Origin of the sequence: Ruegeria arenilitoris (assembly GCF_013032855.1) — a bacterium.
GTDB lineage: Bacteria > Pseudomonadota > Alphaproteobacteria > Rhodobacterales > Rhodobacteraceae > Ruegeria > Ruegeria arenilitoris.
Window position 1 is genome coordinate 301,111 of sequence record NZ_WQDA01000005.1, and the last position, 20,519, is coordinate 321,629.

Below are 20,519 nucleotides of genomic sequence, written 5' to 3' on the forward strand. Positions count from 1 at the left end.
GACGCTTGAAGGAGACCCCAATGACCAATCCGATCCTGTCCGACTGGACGACCCCGTTCGAAATCGCGCCCTTTGCCGAAATCTCGGATGACGGCTTTGCCCCGGCACTGGAAGCTGCTCTGCAGGCCCATGCCGACGAGATTAATGCCATCGCGACGAATACCCGGCGCGCGAGTTTTGCCAACACGATCGAAGCGCTGGAAGCGGCGGGCGAGGCCTTGAACAAGGTTCTGTCGGTGTTCTTCACGGTCGCTGGCGCTGACAGCAACCCGGAGCGCGAAGCGTTGCAACGGGAGTTTTCGCCCAAGCTCGCAGCCCATTTCGCCGCGATTTCCTCGAACAAGGCGCTGTTCCAGCGTGTGGACGACCTTTGGGCGAAAAGAGATACGCTGAAGCTGACCGAGGAACAGGATCGGGTTTTGATGCTCACCCATCGCGGGTTCGTCCGCTCGGGTGCGGCGCTGCACGGGGCGAAAGATGCCCGGATGCAGGAGATCAAGGCGCGTCTGGCGTCATTGGGCACCGCGTTCACGCAAAACCTGCTGGCGGACGAGCGTGGCTGGTTCATGGAGCTGACCGACGATGACCTGGCGGGACTGCCGGGTTTCGTTGTCGATGCGGCACACGCGGCCGGTCGGGAAAAAGGGGCCAAGGGGCCGGTTGTCACGCTGTCGCGGTCTCTGATCGTGCCGTTCCTGCAGTTTTCGCCACGTCGCGACCTGCGGGAAAAGGCTTACCGTGCCTGGGCGTCACGCGGGGCAAACGGAGGCGAGACCGACAACCGCGCGATTGCCGCCGAAATCCTTCAGCTACGCGAGGAACGGGCCAAGCTGTTGGGCTATGACAGCTTTGCGGCCTTCAAGCTCGAGACCGAGATGGCCCGAACCCCCGAACGGGTGCGCGACTTGCTGATGCAGGTCTGGGCACCCGCCAAGGCCCGGGCCGAGGCCGACGCGGAGATCCTGACGCGGATGATGCAGGAGGACGGCGTCAACGGTCCGCTCGAACCTTGGGACTGGCGGTACTATGCCGCAAAACGGCGCAAGGCCGAGCATGATCTGGATGAGGCAGAACTCAAACCCTACCTGCAGCTGGAGCGCATGATCGAGGCTGCCTTTACCTGCGCCAACCGCTTGTTCGGGTTGGAGTTCGCGCCGTTGGACGTGCCGCTGTACCATCCGGATTGCCGAGCTTGGGAGGTGACCCGGCGTGGCAAACACGTTGCCGTGTTCATCGGAGACTATTTCGCGCGTGGATCGAAACGGTCGGGTGCGTGGTGCAGCGCGATGCGGGCGCAGGCCAGGTTTCCCAAGGTCCAGACGCCAATCGTCATCAATGTTTGCAATTTCGCCAAGGGCGATCCGGCGCTGCTGTCATATGACGACGCACGGACCCTGTTTCATGAATTCGGGCACGCGCTGCACCAAATGCTGTCGGATGTGACCTATGACAGTATCTCGGGGACCAGCGTTGCGCGGGATTTCGTGGAGCTGCCCAGCCAACTGTATGAGCATTGGCTGGAAGTACCGGAGGTTCTGGCCGAGTTCGCAACTCATGCCGAAACCGGAGCTCCGATGCCTCCGCAACTGCTGGACAAAGTTCTGGGTGCCGCCAATTTCGATCAGGGTTTTCAGACGGTCGAATACGTCGCCTCGGCACTGGTCGACCTGGCCTTCCACGACGGTCCGGCCCCGGCTGACCCCATGGCGAAGCAGGCTGAGGTTCTGGCCGAGATCGGGATGCCGCATGCCATCGGTATGCGCCACGCGACGCCGCATTTCGCTCATGTATTTGCGGGTGATGGCTACAGCTCGGGTTACTACAGTTACATGTGGTCCGAAGTGATGGATGCCGACGCATTTGCTGCCTTCGAAGAGGCGGGAGGCGCGTTTGATCCCGAGCGGGCGCAGGCTCTGGAGGACAACATTCTGTCCAAAGGAGGCTCGAAAGAAGCCGAGGATCTGTATCTGGCGTTCCGGGGCCGGCTGCCGGGTGTCGAAGCCCTGCTGAAAGGGCGGGGTCTGGTGGACGCGTAACTACTGAATTGCATCCCGCAAAACGGGGGCGGTAGCCCCCGATGGCCCTAATACCCGAGAGCGCGGTCGACCAGATGCAGCAGCGGCTGTCCGGCTTCGCTGCGTTGGATGTTCTCGCAAATCACCTGCGCAGCCGTTTCGGGCCGGGTTTCCGATGCGATATGCGGCGTGACGGTCACATTTGGATGCGCCCAGTACGGATGATCGGGGGGCAGCGGCTCGGTGCGGAACACATCCAGCGTGGCATGCCCCACTTGGCCGGTGCTCAGCGCTTGCAACAGCGCTTCGTCGTCAATCAGCGGGCCTCGGCCGGGGTTCAGAATTCGCGCACCTTTTGGCAGAAGTGCCAGAGTGTCCGCGTTCAGAGTGTTCTCCGTGGCTGCCGTTTCAGGCAGCAGCAGGACGAGTATCTCGGCCCGGCTCAGGGCCACGCGCAGCCCGTCCGGTCCGTGCAGGCACGTGACACCAGACACGTCCTTGGCCGATCGGCTCCACCCTGTCACGTTGAAGTTCAACGCCGCCAGCGCCTGTGCCGCAGCCTGCCCCAGGGCGCCAAGTCCCAGAACGCAGACCGATCGCTGTGTGGCAAGCGGAGGCGGATCCGGGGCCCAAACCCCATCCTGGACAGTGATGTGTCGATCCATGCCCAGATGGTAGCGCAGAACGTGTCCAACGACCCATTCGGTCATGCCCTGGGTGAGACCGTGATCGACCATCCGGGCCAACGGCACGGTCAGTGTGTCGTTCGAGGCTATCTTCTCGACACCGGCCCATAGGCTGAGCACGGCCTTCGCGCGCGTGTAGGGCGTGAAATCAAGCAGCCCTCCATTGGGTGCATAGACGATGTAATCCACCTGATCGGGCGGCAGGTCGGTGGCGACAGTGGCTTTGATCCCCGCATCGGCCAGCCCGGTGTTCAGCAAGGGCTCGTAAACCGGCCAAAGTGCCGGGCGGGCGGAAAACAGGACGTTCACGGACATGGTCGGCCTTTCGGATCAACGAGGACGGTGAATATGCGCGCTTTGCACGATGCCGAAGGCGGCCATCAGAACCAACATGGCCGAGCCCCCATAGCTGACCATCGGCAACGGAACACCGACCACCGGCGCCAGCCCCATGACCATCGACATGTTGACGGCGAAGAACAGGAAGAAGTTCAGCGAAATGCCCAGTGTCACCAACGATGAGTACCTGTCCTTGGTCGACAGCGCCGTGACGAGGCAGAAGATCAGGATCAGTCCGTAAAGCAGCAACAAGGTTGTGCCCCCGACAAAACCGAACTCTTCGGCCAGTGTCGTGAAGATGAAGTCGGTGTGCTTTTCGGGCAGGAAGTTCAGGCGTGACTGGGTGCCTTGCATGAAGCCTCGACCGTTCCAGCCGCCGGATCCCAGGGCAATCTTGGACTGGGTGATGTGATACCCCGCGCCCAACGGATCGGTCGAGGGGTCAAGGAATGTGTCGATGCGCCGGAACTGATAGTCCTTGAGCAACTGCCAATCGGTGCCACGGCTTTTGAACACCGTTGAAACCAAGCCGACACCCGCCGCGATGACCGCTGCGAAATAGGCCCAATGCACGCCCGCCAGAAACATCAGGCCTCCTCCGGCCGCCAACAGCAGGATTGCGGTTCCCAGATCGGGCTGGCGCAGCACCATGAAGGTCGGGATCAGGATCAGGACAACCGGGATCAAGACCCAAAGCGGGCGCGAGGTTTTGTAGGAGGGAAGCCAATCGTAGTAGGCCGCCAGCAACATGACCAAAGTCACCTTTGCCAGTTCGGAGGGCTGCAGGCGCATGAACCCCAGGTCGATCCAGCGTTGCGCGCCCATGCCGATGGTGCCGAACAGTTCGACGAACAGCAGAAGCCCCAAAGAAACAAGATAGGCGACGACGGACATGTTGCGCCAGAACCAGATCGGAACCAATGCGACGATGAACATGACCGTCAGGCCCAGGCCAAACCGTTCCATCTGTGGTTCCGCCCACGGCGACCACGAGCCGCCGGCCACCGAATACAGCATCAGAAAACCGGCACTTGCGACGCTGATCAGCAAAAGCGTCAGCGGCCAGTTCATGTACAGAACCTTGCGGATCCCCGTCGGCGTGGTCTTGACCGCATATTCAAGATAGCTCATGCGCGGTCCTTTTCGTCAGGGCGCGCTTTCGGGCGGCGATCACCTTCCAGACGTTTCTGCTGTTCCTTGATGCGGTCGCGGTCGGCCACGGGATATGCTTCCAGCGGCGGGGTGCCGTTGTACAGAGCCTGCAGCATCACGTCCCGGGCCACGGGGGCTGCAGCCTTCGAACCGCCGCCGCCATGTTCGACCACGACGGCCACCGCATATTTCGGATTGTCGTAAGGGGCAAAGCTGACATACAGCGCGTGGTCCCGCCGTTCCCAGGGCAGGTCTTCGTTGCGGATGACCCCGGCGGCCCGTTCGGCCTTGGTGATGTTGCGCACCTGGCTGGTGCCCGTCTTGCCGGCCATGCGGAATTCGTCTGCGATGATCCGGCTGCGATAAGCGGTGCCGCGACGGTCGTTCGAGACCTTGTACATCGCGTTGCGCACCTGTTCCAAGTTGGCCGGATTGACGTCCAGCGGCTCGCCCGCGCCCGTAGGCTGTTCGACCCCGTCGACACTGCGGATCAGACGCGGTGTCACCGATCGGCCGGTCGCGATGCGTGCAGTCATGACGGCCAGTTGCATCGGCGAGGCCAACATGAAGCCCTGCCCAATCGAGGCATTTGCCGTGTCGCCGACCAGCCAGTCCTGTCCGTGGGTGGTCTGTTTCCATTCCTGGTTCGGCGCAAGGCCAGCCGCCACGGCGGACATCGGCAGGTCGTGTTTGATGCCGAGGCCGAATTTGCGCGCCATGTCCGAAATCTTGTCGATCCCGACCCGCAGGGCGACGTCGTAATAGTAGACGTCGCAACTGCGCTTCAACGAGGTCTCCAGATCGACCATCCCGTGTCCGCCGCGCTTCCAGCAGTGGAATCGACGGCTGCCCACCTTCAGGTAGCCGGGACAATAGACGGTGTTGCCCGGACCGACGACGCCGGCCTCGAGCGCGGCCAGCGCGGTGATCATCTTGAAGGTCGAACCGGGCGGGTAGGTGCCCTGAACCGTCTTGTTGGCCAGCGGGCGGTGGTTGTCCTGGGTCAGAGCCTGGTAATCCGCGACCGATATCCCTCGCACGAACAGATTGGGGTCGAAGCTGGGGGTCGAGCTGATGGCCCGCAGATCGCCCGTCTCACAGTCGATCACGACCACGGCGGCGCTTTCTCCGGCCAGCCGGGCCTGTGCGTATTCCTGCAGGTCGGCGTCGATGGTCAATTGCAGGTCGGCGCCGGGCTGGCCCTCGCGGCGGTCAAGTTCCCGCATCACCCGGCCGGTCGCGTTGACCTCGACGCGCTTGGCGCCCGCCTTGCCGCGCAGCAGGTCTTCCTTCTTGGCCTCAAGCCCGACCTTGCCGATCTGAAAGCGCGGGATCATCAGAACCGGCTCGGGGTCTTCCATCTTGCTCAGGTCATAGTCGCTGACAGGTCCGACATACCCGACCACATGGGCGAAATCCTCGTAGCGGGGATATTGGCGGGTCAGTCCGACTTCGGGCGTGACGCCGGGAAGGGCGGGGGCATTGATCGCCACCTTCGAGATATCTTCCCAGGTGACCTGGTCGGCCAGCGTAACCGGCAGAAACGGCGCTGTACGTTTCATCTCGGCTTTGGCCCGTTCGATCTCGTCTTCGTTCAGCGGAATCAGTTGTGACAGTTTGGCAATGACCTTGTCGACGTCGCCCGCATCCTCGCGCACGATCACGATGCGGTAGGACGGCGCATTCTGCCCGATGATCTGACCATTGCGGTCATAAATGCGCCCTCGGGTTGGCGGAATGAGCCGGATGTTGATGCGGTTTTCTTCGGCCAACAGGCGATATTGGTCGGCCTGATCGACCTGCATGTAACGCATGCGGGCCGCCAGGCCGCCGACGAATGCGAATTGCATGCCACCCAGCACCAGCGCGCGCCGGGTCAGCCTTTTGTATGCGGCACCTTGTGTTTTGGGTGTGCGTTTCATGAGCGTGTTCCCACAGTGGCAACATCTACCGCAGATGGCCTGCGGACGCCAAATATGGTTTGGCTGAATGCAACGACAAGCGGGTAGGCGAGGACCGTGAAGACCACTTGGACAAATACCGGGCCAATGCTGGCCTGACTGACGGACAGCAGCGCCAGAACTGTCCGGTTGAAGGCAAAGATTGCCGCGATGACGACGCCCACCGTCGTCCACTCGCCCACGAATCCGACGTCGCGCATTCCGGGGCCTGCCGATCGCAGATAGGCAGAACCGATGGCGACGGATGCCGCCAGCAGTCCCGGCGGCCGTTGCAGCAACAGGTCGGCCATCAGCATGACCGCAGCTATGCTGAGTGTCGGTACATATTCCGGCCGCCTGAGGACCCATGCAAAGGTCAGGCAGATCAGGAAGTCAGGAAAGGGCAGACGACCCGGTTGCGTGTTCAGAGGCAACAGGTGAAAGAACATCACCGTCAGAGCGAGGAACAGGTACAGGCCCCGCATCAGCCATAGACGTGACGCGGCGCTATCCATCGGCGGCCTCCTCGGTCGGGAGAAGAGCCTCGGGGCGCTGAGGTCCGACGATGCCGCCCGGGTCTCGGATCGGGGCGGCCGAGTGGTAGCGCAGGACGCGTAGGAATTCCAAACGCTCGAAATCCGCGGACAGTCGGACGCGCAGACGCCCCCCTGGATCGGCGGCGATCTGGCCGATCAGAAGGCCCGCAGGAAATACGCCGCCGTCGCCTGAGGTCACCACACGGTCGCCGGGTCGCACCAGTTCACGGCTTTCAAGAAACTCGACGGCTGGGGCAGGGGTATTGTCACCGGTAATCAGCGCGGTCTGGCCCGAGGGCTGGATCGTGGCGGGAATCGCGCTCGAGGCGTCGGTCAACAGGATGACCCGCGCGGTATCCGGGCCAACACCAGAAATCCGGCCCACCAGCCCGATGCCGTCCATTGCGGCCCAGCCGTCGACGATCCCGTCACGCTCGCCGACGTTCAGCAAGACAGATTGCCGAAATGGCGAGCCGCTGTCGGCCATGACGACCCCGGTAATATAAGTCAGACGCGGATCCAGCCGAACGTTGTTAAGGTCCAGAAGCCGCGCGTTTTCCTGCTCCAGCTGCAGGGCCGCCTCTTTCCAGGCGCGCATGCGGCGCAGTTCACTGCGCAGTTCCTGGTTCTGCTCGCTCAGCCTTTGGTAGCTTTGGAAATCCCTTACAAGGTTTATGGCGGCCGTGACCGGAATCATCGCCCATTCCATCGAGGGCACAACGGCATCCACCACTTGGGCCCGGAACCTTTCGACCCGCGGGCTGTCGATGCGCCAAACCAGGAATATGCCGAGCAGGCACAGAACAACGATCCCCATGAACAAGCGGCGCAGGGGGGTGGTGTAGTCGTCGCGCTGTGCTCGGTCTTTTGCCACAGGACTCCTTCCCGTGCTGCTCGTGCCCGATCTTGAACCCTCAGATCAGAGGGTGCGCGCCTTAGCTTTCGTAGTCAATCGCGTGGCGCAGCTGTTTTTCGTATTCCAGTGCCTTGCCGGTGCCCAAAGCCACACAATTCAGGCTTTCGTCGGCAATCGACACGGCCAATCCGGTCTGTTCGCGCAGGGCCAGGTCCAGATCACCCAGCAGCGCGCCGCCACCGGTCAGCATCACGCCCCGGTCCACGATGTCCGCGGCCAGATCCGGCGGGGTGGTTTCCAGCGCAGTCATCACCGCCTCGCAGATCTGCTGGACGGGTTCCGACAGCGCCTCGGCCACCTGGGCCTGGCTGATCTCGATTTCTTTGGGGACACCGTTCAGAAGGTCGCGCCCGCGGATGTGCATCGACTGCCCGCGCCCGTCATCGGGCATCCGGGCGGTGCCGATGGTGGTCTTGATCCGCTCGGCGGTGGATTCGCCCACCAGCAGGTTCTGCTGACGACGCAGGTACGAGATGATCGCCTCGTCCATGCGGTCGCCCCCCACGCGGACCGAGCGAGCATAGACGATGTCTCCCAGCGACAGGACAGCCACTTCGGTGGTTCCGCCGCCGATATCCACGACCATGTTGCCGGTGGGATCGGTGATCGGCATCCCGGCTCCGATGGCGGCGGCAATCGGCTCGGCGATCAGACCCGCGCGCCGCGCGCCTGCTGACAGAACCGATTGACGGATTGCGCGCTTTTCAACCGGCGTTGCCCCATGGGGAACGCAGACGATGATCTTGGGCTTCGAGAAGGTCGAACGCTTGTGCACCTTGCGGATGAAGTGCTTGATCATCTCCTCCGCGGTGTCGAAATCGGCGATCACCCCTTCGCGCATGGGGCGGATGGCCTCGATCGAGCCGGGGGTGCGGCCCAGCATCAGCTTGGCGTCCTCGCCCACGGCCAGAACCTTCTTGACCCCATCCTTGACATGGTAGGCAACAACCGAGGGTTCCGACAGGATCACGCCACGCCCCTTGACGTAGACCAGCGTGTTGGCCGTCCCGAGGTCGATGGCCATATCCGCTGTGAACAGGCCGCCCAAACTGTCAAAGATCCCCATATTCCCCTGATCCTGTCTGTCAGATGTTTTCTACTGCCCGCGACTCGACGGTTCCGGGACGGATGACTTATAGGGTGCCATGACGCCCGGTTAAAGGCCTGATTCCGCGTAAATCAGCACCTTTCCGCCTCTTTGACAGGGACTTTAGAAGGCAACATGCTCTCATATCAACACATTTACCACGCGGGAAATCTGGCGGACGTGCAAAAGCACGCTTTGTTGGCATGGATGCTGGACTACATGACCCGCAAGGACAAGCCGATCAGCTATCTAGAGACCCATTCGGGGCGTGGTCTGTACCACCTCGATGCGGCCGAGGCCGTGCAGACCGGAGAGGCGGCGGCAGGGATCGGGCGCGCGCTGAGCAACGGGTGGTTTGCCGACGATCACCCGCTGGCACGCGCGTTGCACGCGGTCCAGGCGCAGTTTGGCGAAACGGCCTACCCGGGCTCGCCGATGATTGCGGCAAGCCTGCTGCGTCCGCAGGACAGTCTGCATTTCGCCGAGCTTCATCCGCAGGAATACGCAGCGTTGAAAAATGCGCTGACCGGGCGCGGTGCCAAGACCTACAGACAGGACGGGTTCGAGCTGGGTCAGTCGGTTCTGCCGCCCACGCCTCGGCGCGGGGTGATGCTGATTGACCCCAGCTACGAGGTAAAGGCGGACTATGGCCGCCTGCCGGGGTTGATCGCCAAGTTGCACCGCAAGTGGAACGTGGGTCTCATTGCCTTGTGGTATCCGATCCTGACAGACGATCGGCATGTTCCAATGGTGTCGGCACTGAAGGGCTTGGATCTTCCCAAGACGTTTGTGCACGAAGTTCGGTTTCCGCCTGCGCGTGAGGGTCACCGGATGATCGGTTCGGGCATGTTCGTGGTCAACGCACCCTTCGGGATCGAAGACGAAGCGGCGCGCCTGTCCGACCTGTTCGCAAAGATCTGACGGCGCTTCAGGCGGCGAAGGCCTCCCGCCCCGTTTGACAGCATCAAAGATGCCGCCAAACGTGTTGGGCCCGGCACCGCGCCTTGGCGCGGTGCCGGGCCCAAGTCCGTCAGGCTGCGCGGCGAAGCCGGGCTGCCGCGGGCGCGGGAGCCTTGCCTGCCAATTCAGATCAGGTCAGATCCTTGTAGCTGATCTCGCGCGCATCCGCGCCCGGGCCGGCCTTTTCGCGGCGCATGATCAGACGGTTCAGCGCGCTGATATAGGCCTTGGCCGACGCCACCACGGTATCCGTGTTCGCGGATTGACCCGTGGCGATCATGCCGTCTTCCTCCAGACGGACGGAAACAGTGGCCTGTGCGTCGGTACCCTCGGTCACGGCATGCACCTGGTAGAGCTGCAGATGCGCCTTGTTCGGGTAAATGGCCCGGATCGCCTTGAAGGTGGCGTCGACCGGCCCGTCGCCGTGCTCGGTGGCGATGACATCCTTGCCGTCCACCTCCAGTTCGACCGTCGCTTCGGCCTGACCGCCGGTGCCGCAGGTGACTTTCATCGAGACCAGCTGCAGGTGGTCGTTGGCCTCATCATCTGCACTCATCAGCGCGATCAGGTCGTCGTCGAACACCTCTTTCTTGCGGTCGGCCAGATCCTTGAACCGCACGAAGATGTCCTTGAGCTGGTTGTCCCCGACCTCGTAGCCGAGTGTCTCCAGCTTGTCGCGCAGCGCGGCCCGGCCGGAATGCTTGCCCAACGGAAGCGAGGTGCCTGAAAGGCCGATATCCTCGGGGCGCATGATCTCGAAATTCTCGCGGTTCTTCAGCATGCCATCCTGATGGATGCCGCTTTCATGCGCAAAGGCGTTCTTGCCGACGATCGCCTTGTTGAACTGCACCGGAAAGCCTGAAACCGTCGCCACCCGACGCGAGATGTGCATGATCTTGGTCGTGTCGATGCCCGTTTTCCATGGCATGATGTCGTTGCGGGTGCGCAGGGCCATCACGACCTCTTCCAGCGCGGTATTGCCCGCGCGTTCGCCCAGCCCATTGATCGTGCATTCGATCTGCCGGGCCCCGCCTGCAACGGCGGCCAGAGAGTTGGCAGTCGCCATTCCAAGGTCGTTGTGGCAATGGGTGGCGAAAACCACTTCGTCCGCGCCCGGAACGGTTTCGATCAGGCGTTTGATCAGGTCCGCGCTTTCAATCGGGGCAGTATAGCCCACCGTGTCGGGAATGTTGATCGTGGTCGCGCCGGCCTTGATCGCAATCTCGATCACGCGGCACAGATAGTCCCATTCGGTCCGGGTCGCATCCATCGGCGACCATTGCACGTCTTCGCAAAGATTGCGGGCGTGGCTGACGGTCTCGTGGATCTTTTCGGCCATCTCGTCCTGCGTCAGGTTCGGAATGGCGCGGTGCAGCGGCGAGGTGCCGATGAAGGTGTGGATCCGGTTCTTCTCGGCGTGTTTCACCGCCTCCCAGCAGCGGTCGATATCGGCGAAATTCGCACGGGCCAGGCCGCAGATGCGGGCGTTCTTCGCGCGCTGCGCGATTTCCGACACGGCCTTGAAATCCCCCTCGGAAGCGATTGGAAAGCCGGCCTCGATGATGTCGACGCCCATGTCGTCCAGCAGCTCGGCGATTTCCAGCTTTTCGTCATGGGTCATGGTGGCGCCGGGGCTTTGCTCGCCGTCGCGCAAAGTGGTGTCAAAGATCAAGACGCGGTCTTGGTCGGTCACGTTGGTCATGGGGGTCACTTTCTTGTCTGTCCTAAAGCCAATGGCGCGCAGGCGTCCTCCTCTGAGCGGGCGCGCCGGATGGCACGCTCAGAGGCGGATTAGGATCAGTAGGCCACGCAGGGCAGCGCCGGCGGACGCGGCGAAAGCAAAAGGGATATCTGCGCGGTTGATCATGGGTTCGAGGTTATACACCCCGAACCGGGAATGAAAAGAAGGAAAATGCGCGGTTGTCCGATTTCGCGAAAGGAACGGAAACGGGGATTGATTGCGTGGTCAACTCCGCTAGCTGGAGGACGATGAGAAATGCTTTGGTCATAGGCGCAAGTGGTGGGATCGGCCGGGCCGTCTGCAATGCGCTTCTGTCGCGGTCGGTCCATGTTGTTGGTCTGTCGCGGTCGGAAAACGGGCTGGATCTGATGCAGCCGGAACTGGTCGACGGGATGCTGGGCCGGATCAAGGGGCCGTTCGACCTTGTTCTGGTCGCGTCCGGCGCGCTCGAGATCGACGGGGCAGAACCGGAAAAGACCATTCGGGCGGTTTCGGCCAACGCCATGATGGATCAGTTCGCCCTGAACGCAGTGGGACCGGCGCTGGTTCTGAAACACGCGCATCGCCTGTTGCCGCGCAATGGCCGGGCGGTGTTTGCGGTGCTGTCGGCGCGCGTGGGCTCGATCGGGGACAACCGTCTGGGCGGCTGGGTCAGCTATCGCGCGGCCAAGGCGGCGGTGAACCAGATCGTGCACACGGCCGCAATTGAACTGGCCCGAACCCACAAGGATGCGATCTGCGTCGCCCTGCACCCCGGAACGGTCAAGACCCCGTTCACGCAGAAATACCTGGGCCGCCATCCCGCGGTCGAGCCGAGTGACGCCGCCCAAAACCTTCTGCGGGTTGTGGATGGTCTGACGGCTGATCAGACCGGCCAGTTCTTCGACTGGGCCGGCCAACCGGTTCCCTGGTAGCGGGCTATCCGTCCGATGGGGTGACTTCCGGGTCCTGTTCGGCCTCAGGCGCCTGCGGCTCGTTGCCCGATGGTTGTGCCGCGCCTGCTTCCGACAGAGCGCCGTTTTCCCACGTGCCGCTTTCCTCTTCGCCATTTGCATAGCGCATTGTTCCAGAGCCCTGGCGTTTGCCGTTCACGAAGTTGCCTTCATAGACATCGCCATTTGCATATGTCGCGACACCTGAGCCGGTGATTTTGCCGTCGGTCCACTGGCCGGAATACTTGAAGCCATTCGCCATCACGACCTCGCCCTCGCCATGGCGCTGACCGTTCTGGAAGTCACCTGTGTAGACCGTTCCATCCGCGTAGGTGGCGGTGCCCTTGCCTTGACGCACGCCGTCTACCCATTCGCCATCGTAGCGAGACCCGTCGGCACGGGTCAGAACGCCGGTGCCGTGCGTTCGGGCATTCTTGAACTGTCCTTTGTAGATCGTGCCGTTCGTGTAGGTCGCGGTGCCCTGACCTTCGATCACCCCCGCAACCCAGTCGCCGTCATAGGACGACCCGTCGGGATAGGTGATCCGGCCTTTGCCATCGGCAAGGTCCGCCTTGAAGTCACCGACATAGACCGAGCCGTCGGGATAGGTCAGTTCGCCCAACCCTTCGATCTGACCGTTTTTCCAATCTCCGGTGTAGACATAGCCGTCGGTGCCAGTGAACGTACCCTTGCCGTGTCGGCGGTCGTCGACGAAATCGCCTTCGTAGGTATCGCCGTTCGCGTAGGTCGCCTTTCCCTTGCCCTGCCGGCGCCCGTCCACCAGGGCGCCTTCGTAAACATCACCGTTGGCCTGTTTCAGTACGCCGGTTCCGGTGATCCGGTCCTCGGTCCATTCGCCGGAATAGATCATGCCGTCGGGCAAGGTCAGCGATCCGTTGCCCTGACGCTGGCCGGCAACGATATCGCCTTCGTATACCGCGCCGTCCGCATAGGTGATCTTGGCTTTGCCCTGGCGAACGCCGTCCACCCAGTCGCCATCATAGACATAGCCGCCGGGGTCGGTCATGACGCCCTTGCCGTCATGCTGGGCATTCTTGAAGCCACCTTCGTAACGCATTCCGTTCGCGTATTGCGCGATGCCGGTTCCGTTTATGGCGCCGTCGGTCCAGTCGCCCTCGTAGGTGCCGCCGTCGGCAAAGGTGATCTTGCCCTTGCCGTGCGGGCGACCTTTGACGAAATCGCCCTCGTAGACCGATCCATTGGCGTAACGTGCCACGCCCTTGCCCTGAATTTCTCCTTCGACCCACTCACCGGTGTATTCAAAGCCGTCGGGTAGGCGATAGGTGCCGGTTCCGTGACGCAGCCCGTTTTCAAAGGTGCCTTCGTAGACCCCGCCCACATCGTCATCTGCGGTGATGATCTGGCCCTGCTGCGCGGACGCGCTCTGTGCGGCGATGCCCATTGCGGCAACGGCAATCGTTGTACGAAAAGCGTTCATGGTAGTCCCTGCCTGCCCGATTGTCCCGTGGTGCATTGGTTCGTGCAAAACTATGACACTGATGAAGGTCGGGCAACGGGTTTTGCCGCATTGGCCTTTCACTTGCGGCCTGATCTGCTAAATGCCTTTTCAGGTGACGAGGGCAAGAGGGCAAAGATGGCCGACCATTTCCGCATCACGCTGGCGCAGCTGAACCCGACGGTGGGCGACATTGCAGGCAACGCCGCAAAAGCCCGTTCCGCATGGGAGCAGGGCCGCGCTGCGGGGGCCGATCTGGTGGCTCTGCCAGAGATGTTCGTCACCGGTTACAACACTCAGGACCTGGTTCTGAAGCCGTCGTTTCACATGGCTGCCATGGCGGCTGTGCAGCAGTTGGCGGAATCCTGCGCGGATGGACCGGCGATGGCCATTGGTGGGCCTTGGGTCGAAGGTGGAAATCTCTACAACGCCTATCTGATCCTCAGCCGGGGGCGGATCGTCAGCAAGGTGTTGAAACACCATTTGCCCAACGAAACTGTGTTCGACGAGGTTCGGTTGTTCGACGCCGGGCCGTTGGGTGGCCCCTATGCGGTGGGCAACACACGCATCGGCAGTCCGATCTGCGAGGATGGTTGGCACGAGGATGTTGCCGAGACGTTGCAGGAGACGGGCGCCGAGTTTCTTCTGATCCCCAACGGATCACCCTATTTCCGCGACAAGCACGATGTGCGCCTGAACCAGATGGTGGCCCGTGTGGTCGAAACCGGGCTGCCGGTGATCTACCTCAACATGGTGGGCGGGCAGGATGATCAGGTTTTCGATGGCGGGACATTTGGCCTGAATCCCGGCGGCGAACTGGCCTTTCGAATGCCAGTCTTCGACGAGGCGGTGATGCAGATCGATCTGCGGCGCGGTGATGAAGGATGGGCCATCGTCCCCGCCGAAATCGCCGAGCAGCCTGACGCGTGGGAGCAGGACTATCGCGCCATGGTGCAGGTGTTGCGCGACTATATGGGCAAGACCGGATTTTCCAAAGCACTGCTGGGACTGTCCGGAGGGGTCGATTCCGCGCTTGTTGCGGCCATCGCGGTTGACGCTCTCGGGGCCGAAAATGTGCGTTGCGTGATGCTGCCGTCGGAATACACCAGCGCCGAGTCGCTGGAGGATGCCGAAGCCGTCGCCAAGGCGCTGGGTGTGCGATACGACTATGTTCCGATCAGCCAGTCCCGCGCCGCCGTCACCGAGACCCTGGCGCCGCTGTTTGATGGTCTTCAGGCCGACATTACCGAGGAGAACATCCAGTCCCGTCTGCGCGGTCTGCTGTTGATGGCGATGTCCAACAAGTTTGGCGAGATGCTGCTGACCACCGGCAACAAATCCGAAGTGGCGGTCGGGTATGCCACGATCTATGGCGACATGAATGGCGGCTACAACCCGATCAAGGATCTGTACAAGACCCGGGTGTTCGAAACCTGCCGCTGGCGCAATGCCAATCACCGCGACTGGATGAAAGGACCGGCCGGCGAGGTCATTCGCCCCTCGGTCATCGACAAACCACCCAGTGCCGAGCTGCGCGAGGATCAGAAGGACAGCGACAGCCTTCCCGATTACCCGGTCCTGGACGGCATTCTCGACATCCTGGTTGATCAGGATGGCTCGATCGCGGATTGTGTTGCAGCCGGGTATGAGGAGGTTGATGCCCGCCGGGTCGAGCACCTGATCTATATCAGCGAATACAAACGCTTTCAGTCCGCGCCGGGCACGCGCCTGACACCTCGGGCCTTCTGGTTGGACCGGCGCTATCCGATCGTGAATCGTTGGCGCGATCCGAGCTGACGGAAACTGCGGCTGAGCGCCCCGTGCCCGGGTCCGGGTGTTTGTTTACAAATCGGCGGCAATGAGGGGGCTACATGCTAACTGTTCTGCAGGTGGGGCGGTATTGCTGACAGCGCTTGGTCGCATCCTTGTTTTTTGGACATTTTTTTGCCATAGTTTAGGACCGATCTTGCCACATATTTTGAAAGATCGGCACGCTGGGGCCGGGCATTGATCTGTCGGCCGAAGCGCAGTTGAAGACCAAGTTTTCTGGTGACGCATCCGTGGTGGGGTGCCGGTTATAAGGTTTAGGTGGTCCGATGGTTGATGGATATGACAAACCGCTGCATGCGCCGTTGAGGTACAAGACAATGGAGACGCCGGCGCGCGAATTGGATGAGGCGCGTCTGGAAGCGGCAATCGCTGGTGTGTTGGCCGAGGCTGACGCAGAGAGCGAGGAGCCGTCCGAGGAGTTTTCAGCCAAACACCCGGAATTGCCCGAGCTTCAACCCGAAGAGACCGAGACAGAGACCCAAAACTCGGGTGTCGCAGCTTTGTTGCGTCAGAAATGGGCCGAGTTCTCGGGCGCGGCCTGAACCGGGTGCCGGTCTAATTGCATTGTGGCGTTTGCATCGGCGCCACACAGCCGAACAAAGTGATGCTTTTTCCGTTATTCAGGATTGCCGGATGACGTTTGCCAAGGCTCGATGAAGCTCGTGTCTGACTAACAAGATCCGTTGATGCCCGGCCCCAAGCCCAACCCTGTTGAATCCGATCTTTGCCTGCCCAAATCCGTTGACGTCGTGATCGTCGGCGGAGGGATTATCGGTGTCTCAACTGCGCTGGAACTGGCGGAACGTGGCAATTCCGTCCTCTTGTGTGAAAAGGGCCAGATTGGCGCTGAACAGAGTTCCAGGAACTGGGGCTGGGTTCGCCTGGGGCTGCGCGACCCGCGCGAAATACCGTTGATGACCGAGTCGCTCAGGATCTGGCAATCGCTTGATGAGCGGATCGGACGCAAAACCGGCTATGTGCAATCCGGGATTCTGTTCGGTGCGCGGACCGACCGGTCCGCAGCTGATATGGAGCGCTGGTTGCGAAACCTCGAGGGCTACCAGACCGGAGCGCGCATGGTTTCCGAATCCGAGTTGGAACAGAACATGCCCGGCCTCCAGACCAAGTTGAAGGCCGCGCTTTTCACGCCGCAGGACGGACGGGCTGAGCCACAATGGGTTGCTCCGGCGTTGGCCGAGGCGGCGCGTGACCAAGGCGCGGTCATCATGACAAATTGCGCGGTACGCTGTCTCGACCTGAAAGCTGGTCGTGTTGCCGGGGTTTACACGGAACGGGGGCGGGTCGCTTGCGATCAAGTGGTTCTGGCCGGGGGGGCTTGGTCTCGGTTGTTTGCTGGTAACGAAGGAATCGCCCTGCCACAGCTGAAGGTGCTGAACACGGTTCTGCGGACCTCGCCTGTGGAGCCGGGTCCGGAAACAGCTCTGTGGTCGGATGATTTTGCCATTCGCAAACGCGCCGACGGCGGGTATACGATCGCCTCGGGCCATGAAAACACGGTGGATATCGTTCCTGACAGTTTTCGGTTGGCCGCGAAATTCCTGCCGGCATTCGCGCAGGAATGGAAATCGCTCAGATTCCGCCTGTCGCACCGCTGGACCATTGAGGCGCGTCAGCGCCGGTCATGGGCGCCCACCGACGTAACCCCGTTCGAACTCTGTCGGATACTGGACCCCGAGCCGTCGCAAAGGGCGCTCCGCAAGTCATGGGCCAAGGCCCGTCAGGCGCTTCCGGCACTGGTTGGTGCCGAAATCGTGCAGAGCTGGGCCGGGATGATCGATGTGACCCCGGATGCAATCCCGGTCATCTCGAACGTGCAGGAAATCCCGGGACTGGTGATCGCAACCGGATTTTCGGGACATGGATTTGGCATAGGGCCCGGTGCCGGCCGCCTGGTGGCCGATCTGGTGACGAACACAGCGCCTTGTGTTGACCCGGCCGCCTTTCGACTGTCGCGGTTTTCGGACGGAACGAAAGTACGGCCGGACCCGGGGTATTGATCAGCCCATCATCTGATAGCTGACAGGTACAAAGCGGAAGCCTTCGCCGCGCGGCTCGACATAGCCGGCGGCCGGGAAAGGCATGTGGTACCCGATCATCGGGACCTTGTCCGCGGCCAGCATACCCAACACGTTCCGACGCGATGCGGTTGCCGCTGCCTTGTCCATGTCAAACCGGACTTCCCATTCCGGATGCGCGAAGGACCAGACATAGTGATTGGCAAGATCGGCGGTCAGGATCAGCCGCTGACCGTTGCTTTCGAGATGATAGACCATGTGTCCGGGTGTATGCCCGAAGGCCGCCATGGCGGTCACGCCGGATGCAACCTCGCCACCATCTTCGATGAACGACATCTTTTCAGCCATCGGGGTGACCTTGGCTGCCACGAGGTCGCCGACGCGGTTGCCGGCCTCCTGTGCTGACCAGAAATCATACTCGGCCGCGGCGGTCACATAGCGTGCGTTCGGAAAGGTCGCGGCATCGTTGGTCGTCATGCCGCCAATGTGGTCGGGGTGCATGTGGGTCAGGACGACAACGTTGATCGCCTCGGGGCCAACTCCCGCATCGGCCAGAGCCTTCTGGATACCGCCTTGGCCCAATCCCGTGTCAAACAGGATCAGTTCGGATCCGGTATTGACGAGCGTTGGCGTGAAGAAGAACTGGGCAATGTCGGGCGAGATGAAATTGTCGGCCGATACCTTGGCAAACTCCTCGTCTGACGCGCCACCGCCGAAAATCTCTTGGGCGCCGTCTCGCGGCAGGCTGCCATCCAACAGGGTCGTGACCGTGAAATCGCCCAGTTGAAAGCTGCGGGCGACGGTCGAGTTGGCCTTGGTTTCGGCCCCGGCAGCCAGTGACTGTGTCGCGATAGATGCAAAAGGTAACGCAGCGGCCGTGCCCAAAGCGGCCCGGCGGGTCAGTTTCATGGTCATTTCAAAGTCTCCCTGTCAGTTTACGTGCGACGAATTAGAACGCTTTCGGATAATTGCCACTTTCCACTCTACCATATGGGCTGCGCGCTGGCCGATCGCATGTTAAATCTTGTTCATGTCCCGCTCAGGAAACAAAACCGTTCCGACGGATCAAAGCGTCCAGGAATTCTTGGCGACGATCCTGCCGGCCGCGCGCGCCGCGGAGGCGCAGAGGCTGAACACCCTGTTTGAAACCGTCACCGGGTTTCGGCCAGTCATGTGGGGGCCATCCATCGTTGGATACGGGCGGTATGACTACCGCTACAAGTCCGGGCGGGAAGGCACGTTTCTTGCCACCGGGTTTTCCCCACGCAAGGCCGCGTTTTCGATCTATATCATGCCGGGCTACTCCGATTTCGGCAGTATTCTGGCGCGCCTGGGCAAGCACAAGACCGGCAAGTCATGTCTGTACGTGAACAAGCTGTCGGACATTGACGAGGACGTGCTGGCCGAATTGATCCGAGCAGGGTTGGATGACCTGTCATCACGTTGGCCGATCAAGTCCGAGTAAACGGCAAGCATTCGCACCGCCTTCTGGACAAAAACGCGCTCATGTGACATGAGCCGCGCCAACAGGAGACATCCATGACAACCACCCGTTTCGCCCCTTCGCCCACCGGTTATATTCATGTGGGCAACCTGCGCACCGCGCTGATGAACTATCTGATCGCCCGCAAGGCCGGCGGCACGTTCATCCTGCGTATCGACGACACCGACCCCGAGCGGTCGAAGGAAGAATATGTCGACGCGATCAAGCAGGATCTCGAGTGGCTGGGCCTGCACTGGGACCGGGTCGAGCGGCAGTCGGACCGACTGGACCGCTATGCGGAAGCCGCCGGCAAGCTGCGCGAGATCGGCAGGTTCTACGAAGCCTTTGAGACCCCGACCGAGCTGGACCTCAAGCGCAAGAAGCAGCTGAACATGGGCAAGCCGCCGGTTTATGATCGGGCCGCCCTGAACCTGTCGGAGGCCGAGAAAGAGGCGCTGCGAGCCGAACGTGGCAACGGTGTATGGCGGTTCAAGCTGGATCATGAGCGCATCGAGTGGACGGACGGCATTCTGGGTGACGTGTCGATCGACGCGGCCTCGGTGTCGGATCCGGTGCTGATCCGCGGCGACGGGCAGGTCCTATATACGCTGGCCTCGGTCGTGGACGACACCGAGATGGGCGTGACCGACGTGGTGCGCGGCGCCGACCACGTGACCAACACAGCGACCCAGATTCAGATCATCAAGGCGCTGGGCGGAACCGTCCCGCGTTTTGCCCATCACTCGTTGCTGACCGGCCCGCAGGGTGAGGCGCTGTCCAAGCGTCTTGGCACGCTGGCGCTGCGCGATCTGCGCGAGCAGGGCGTACAGCCGATGGCGCTGCTGAGCCTGATGGCGCGGTTGGGCTCGTCCGACCCGGTCGAACTGCGCAGCGACATGGCCGAGTTGATCGAAGGTTTCGACGTGACCCGGTTCGGGTCGGCGCCGACCAAGTTCGACGTGCAGGATCTGTTCCCGCTGACGGCCCGGTATCTGCAGACGCTGCCGCTCGAGAAGGTTGCCGACGCGGTGGCCGCGGCCGGTGTACCCGATGAACTGGCCGAGCCGTTCTGGATGATGGCGCGCGAGAACATCACGACGCTGAAAGACCTGAAAGGCTGGTGGGAGCTGTGCCGCGACGGGGCCGAGCCGCTGATCGACGACGAAGACCGCGAATTCGTCGCGCAGGCGATGGAACTGCTGCCCGAGGGGCCGTTTGACGGCGAGACCTGGGGCAAGTGGACGGCGGCAGTGAAAGAGGCGACCGGCCGCAAGGGCAAGGGCCTGTTCATGCCGTTGCGCAAGGCGCTGACCGGGATGGAGCGTGGCCCCGAGATGGCGACCTTTCTGCCGTTGCTGCAGGTCGTGCTGGCGCGAAAATAAGACACCG

17 protein-coding genes are annotated in these 20,519 nt (G+C 61.9%); 8 read left to right on the forward strand and 9 right to left on the reverse strand.

The window, feature by feature from the left end:
* Nucleotides 1–20 precede the first annotated feature (20 nt).
* Nucleotides 21–2,036: a M3 family metallopeptidase gene (locus GOW72_RS17070; protein WP_170367663.1), complete on the forward strand. Its 2,016-nt coding sequence runs from the start codon at nucleotides 21–23 to the stop codon at nucleotides 2,034–2,036.
* A gap of 47 nt (nucleotides 2,037–2,083) precedes the next feature.
* Here the strand turns inward: GOW72_RS17070 and GOW72_RS17075 are convergent, their stop codons facing one another.
* The 6 genes from GOW72_RS17075 to GOW72_RS17100 form a co-directional block, all read right to left on the reverse strand.
* Nucleotides 2,084–3,016, reverse strand: coding sequence for a 2-hydroxyacid dehydrogenase (locus GOW72_RS17075; RefSeq protein WP_170367664.1), 933 nt, complete (start codon nucleotides 3,014–3,016; stop codon nucleotides 2,084–2,086).
* 15 nt (nucleotides 3,017–3,031) lie between these two features.
* Nucleotides 3,032–4,171 carry a rod shape-determining protein RodA gene (rodA, locus tag GOW72_RS17080; protein ID WP_170343283.1) on the reverse strand — a complete coding sequence of 380 codons (1,140 nt, stop codon included), beginning with the start codon at nucleotides 4,169–4,171 and terminating at the stop codon, nucleotides 3,032–3,034.
* Nucleotides 4,168–6,114: a penicillin-binding protein 2 gene (gene mrdA, locus GOW72_RS17085; RefSeq protein WP_170360207.1), complete on the reverse strand. Its 1,947-nt coding sequence runs from the start codon at nucleotides 6,112–6,114 to the stop codon at nucleotides 4,168–4,170. Before mrdA ends, rodA begins: the two co-directional genes overlap by 4 nt.
* Nucleotides 6,111–6,647: a rod shape-determining protein MreD gene (locus GOW72_RS17090; protein WP_170367666.1), complete on the reverse strand. Its 537-nt coding sequence runs from the start codon at nucleotides 6,645–6,647 to the stop codon at nucleotides 6,111–6,113. The genes mrdA and GOW72_RS17090 overlap by 4 nt, the downstream gene beginning before the upstream one ends.
* A complete protein-coding gene (gene mreC / locus GOW72_RS17095; RefSeq protein WP_170367668.1) occupies nucleotides 6,640–7,542 on the reverse strand; it encodes a rod shape-determining protein MreC in 903 nt (300 codons plus the stop codon). The genes GOW72_RS17090 and mreC overlap by 8 nt, the downstream gene beginning before the upstream one ends.
* A gap of 61 nt (nucleotides 7,543–7,603) precedes the next feature.
* Nucleotides 7,604–8,650 carry a rod shape-determining protein gene (locus GOW72_RS17100; protein WP_093963423.1) on the reverse strand — a complete coding sequence of 349 codons (1,047 nt, stop codon included), beginning with the start codon at nucleotides 8,648–8,650 and terminating at the stop codon, nucleotides 7,604–7,606.
* Between the two features lie 156 nt (nucleotides 8,651–8,806).
* Here GOW72_RS17100 and GOW72_RS17105 point away from each other — a divergent pair, with 156 nt between their 5' ends.
* Nucleotides 8,807–9,592 carry a 23S rRNA (adenine(2030)-N(6))-methyltransferase RlmJ gene (locus GOW72_RS17105; protein ID WP_170367670.1) on the forward strand — a complete coding sequence of 262 codons (786 nt, stop codon included), beginning with the start codon at nucleotides 8,807–8,809 and terminating at the stop codon, nucleotides 9,590–9,592.
* Between the two features lie 169 nt (nucleotides 9,593–9,761).
* Here GOW72_RS17105 and GOW72_RS17110 read toward each other — a convergent pair whose 3' ends face one another.
* Nucleotides 9,762–11,333 carry a 2-isopropylmalate synthase gene (locus GOW72_RS17110; RefSeq protein ID WP_170367672.1) on the reverse strand — a complete coding sequence of 524 codons (1,572 nt, stop codon included), beginning with the start codon at nucleotides 11,331–11,333 and terminating at the stop codon, nucleotides 9,762–9,764.
* Nucleotides 11,334–11,620: 287 nt separating this feature from the next.
* Between GOW72_RS17110 and GOW72_RS17115 the strand changes: the two genes are divergently transcribed.
* A complete protein-coding gene (locus tag GOW72_RS17115) occupies nucleotides 11,621–12,286 on the forward strand; it encodes an SDR family NAD(P)-dependent oxidoreductase (RefSeq protein WP_170367674.1) in 666 nt (221 codons plus the stop codon).
* A gap of 4 nt (nucleotides 12,287–12,290) precedes the next feature.
* Here the strand turns inward: GOW72_RS17115 and GOW72_RS17120 are convergent, their stop codons facing one another.
* A complete protein-coding gene (locus tag GOW72_RS17120; protein ID WP_170360217.1) occupies nucleotides 12,291–13,763 on the reverse strand; it encodes an MORN repeat-containing protein in 1,473 nt (490 codons plus the stop codon).
* 156 nt (nucleotides 13,764–13,919) lie between these two features.
* Here GOW72_RS17120 and GOW72_RS17125 point away from each other — a divergent pair, with 156 nt between their 5' ends.
* The 3 genes from GOW72_RS17125 to GOW72_RS17135 all read left to right on the forward strand — a co-directional run bounded on the left by GOW72_RS17125 (nucleotide 13,920) and on the right by GOW72_RS17135 (nucleotide 17,629).
* A complete protein-coding gene (locus tag GOW72_RS17125) occupies nucleotides 13,920–15,578 on the forward strand; it encodes an NAD+ synthase (RefSeq protein WP_170367676.1) in 1,659 nt (552 codons plus the stop codon).
* Between the two features lie 299 nt (nucleotides 15,579–15,877).
* Nucleotides 15,878–16,153: a hypothetical protein gene (locus tag GOW72_RS17130; RefSeq protein ID WP_170343276.1), complete on the forward strand. Its 276-nt coding sequence runs from the start codon at nucleotides 15,878–15,880 to the stop codon at nucleotides 16,151–16,153.
* A gap of 144 nt (nucleotides 16,154–16,297) precedes the next feature.
* Entirely contained in the window at nucleotides 16,298–17,629 is a 1,332-nt protein-coding gene (locus GOW72_RS17135) for an NAD(P)/FAD-dependent oxidoreductase (RefSeq protein ID WP_170367678.1), read from the forward strand.
* Here GOW72_RS17135 and GOW72_RS17140 read toward each other — a convergent pair whose 3' ends face one another.
* The gene (locus GOW72_RS17140; protein ID WP_093963417.1) at nucleotides 17,630–18,562 is read right to left on the reverse strand and encodes an MBL fold metallo-hydrolase; all 933 of its coding nucleotides are present in this window, start codon (nucleotides 18,560–18,562) and stop codon (nucleotides 17,630–17,632) included.
* Nucleotides 18,563–18,677: 115 nt separating this feature from the next.
* Between GOW72_RS17140 and GOW72_RS17145 the strand changes: the two genes are divergently transcribed.
* Nucleotides 18,678–19,112: a DUF1801 domain-containing protein gene (locus tag GOW72_RS17145; RefSeq protein WP_170367680.1), complete on the forward strand. Its 435-nt coding sequence runs from the start codon at nucleotides 18,678–18,680 to the stop codon at nucleotides 19,110–19,112.
* Between the two features lie 74 nt (nucleotides 19,113–19,186).
* A complete protein-coding gene (gltX, locus tag GOW72_RS17150) occupies nucleotides 19,187–20,512 on the forward strand; it encodes a glutamate--tRNA ligase (RefSeq protein WP_170367683.1) in 1,326 nt (441 codons plus the stop codon).
* Nucleotides 20,513–20,519 lie beyond the last annotated feature (7 nt).

Excerpts from the sequence above, each read along its gene's own strand:
- GOW72_RS17070 (WP_170367663.1), top strand. The coding sequence starts at position 21 with ATGACCAATCCGATCCTGTCCGACTGGACGACCCCGTTCGAAATCGCG.
- GOW72_RS17075 (WP_170367664.1), bottom strand. The coding sequence starts at position 3,016 with ATGTCCGTGAACGTCCTGTTTTCCGCCCGCCCGGCACTTTGGCCGGTT.
- rodA (WP_170343283.1), bottom strand. The coding sequence starts at position 4,171 with ATGAGCTATCTTGAATATGCGGTCAAGACCACGCCGACGGGGATCCGC.
- mrdA (WP_170360207.1), bottom strand. The coding sequence starts at position 6,114 with ATGAAACGCACACCCAAAACACAAGGTGCCGCATACAAAAGGCTGACC.
- GOW72_RS17090 (WP_170367666.1), bottom strand. The coding sequence starts at position 6,647 with ATGGATAGCGCCGCGTCACGTCTATGGCTGATGCGGGGCCTGTACCTG.
- GOW72_RS17100 (WP_093963423.1), bottom strand. The coding sequence starts at position 8,650 with ATGGGGATCTTTGACAGTTTGGGCGGCCTGTTCACAGCGGATATGGCC.
- GOW72_RS17105 (WP_170367670.1), top strand. The coding sequence starts at position 8,807 with ATGCTCTCATATCAACACATTTACCACGCGGGAAATCTGGCGGACGTG.
- GOW72_RS17110 (WP_170367672.1), bottom strand. The coding sequence starts at position 11,333 with ATGACCAACGTGACCGACCAAGACCGCGTCTTGATCTTTGACACCACT.
- GOW72_RS17115 (WP_170367674.1), top strand. The coding sequence starts at position 11,621 with ATGAGAAATGCTTTGGTCATAGGCGCAAGTGGTGGGATCGGCCGGGCC.
- GOW72_RS17120 (WP_170360217.1), bottom strand. The coding sequence starts at position 13,763 with ATGAACGCTTTTCGTACAACGATTGCCGTTGCCGCAATGGGCATCGCC.
- GOW72_RS17125 (WP_170367676.1), top strand. The coding sequence starts at position 13,920 with ATGGCCGACCATTTCCGCATCACGCTGGCGCAGCTGAACCCGACGGTG.
- GOW72_RS17130 (WP_170343276.1), top strand. The coding sequence starts at position 15,878 with ATGGTTGATGGATATGACAAACCGCTGCATGCGCCGTTGAGGTACAAG.
- GOW72_RS17135 (WP_170367678.1), top strand. The coding sequence starts at position 16,298 with ATGCCCGGCCCCAAGCCCAACCCTGTTGAATCCGATCTTTGCCTGCCC.
- GOW72_RS17140 (WP_093963417.1), bottom strand. The coding sequence starts at position 18,562 with ATGACCATGAAACTGACCCGCCGGGCCGCTTTGGGCACGGCCGCTGCG.
- GOW72_RS17145 (WP_170367680.1), top strand. The coding sequence starts at position 18,678 with ATGTCCCGCTCAGGAAACAAAACCGTTCCGACGGATCAAAGCGTCCAG.
- gltX (WP_170367683.1), top strand. The coding sequence starts at position 19,187 with ATGACAACCACCCGTTTCGCCCCTTCGCCCACCGGTTATATTCATGTG.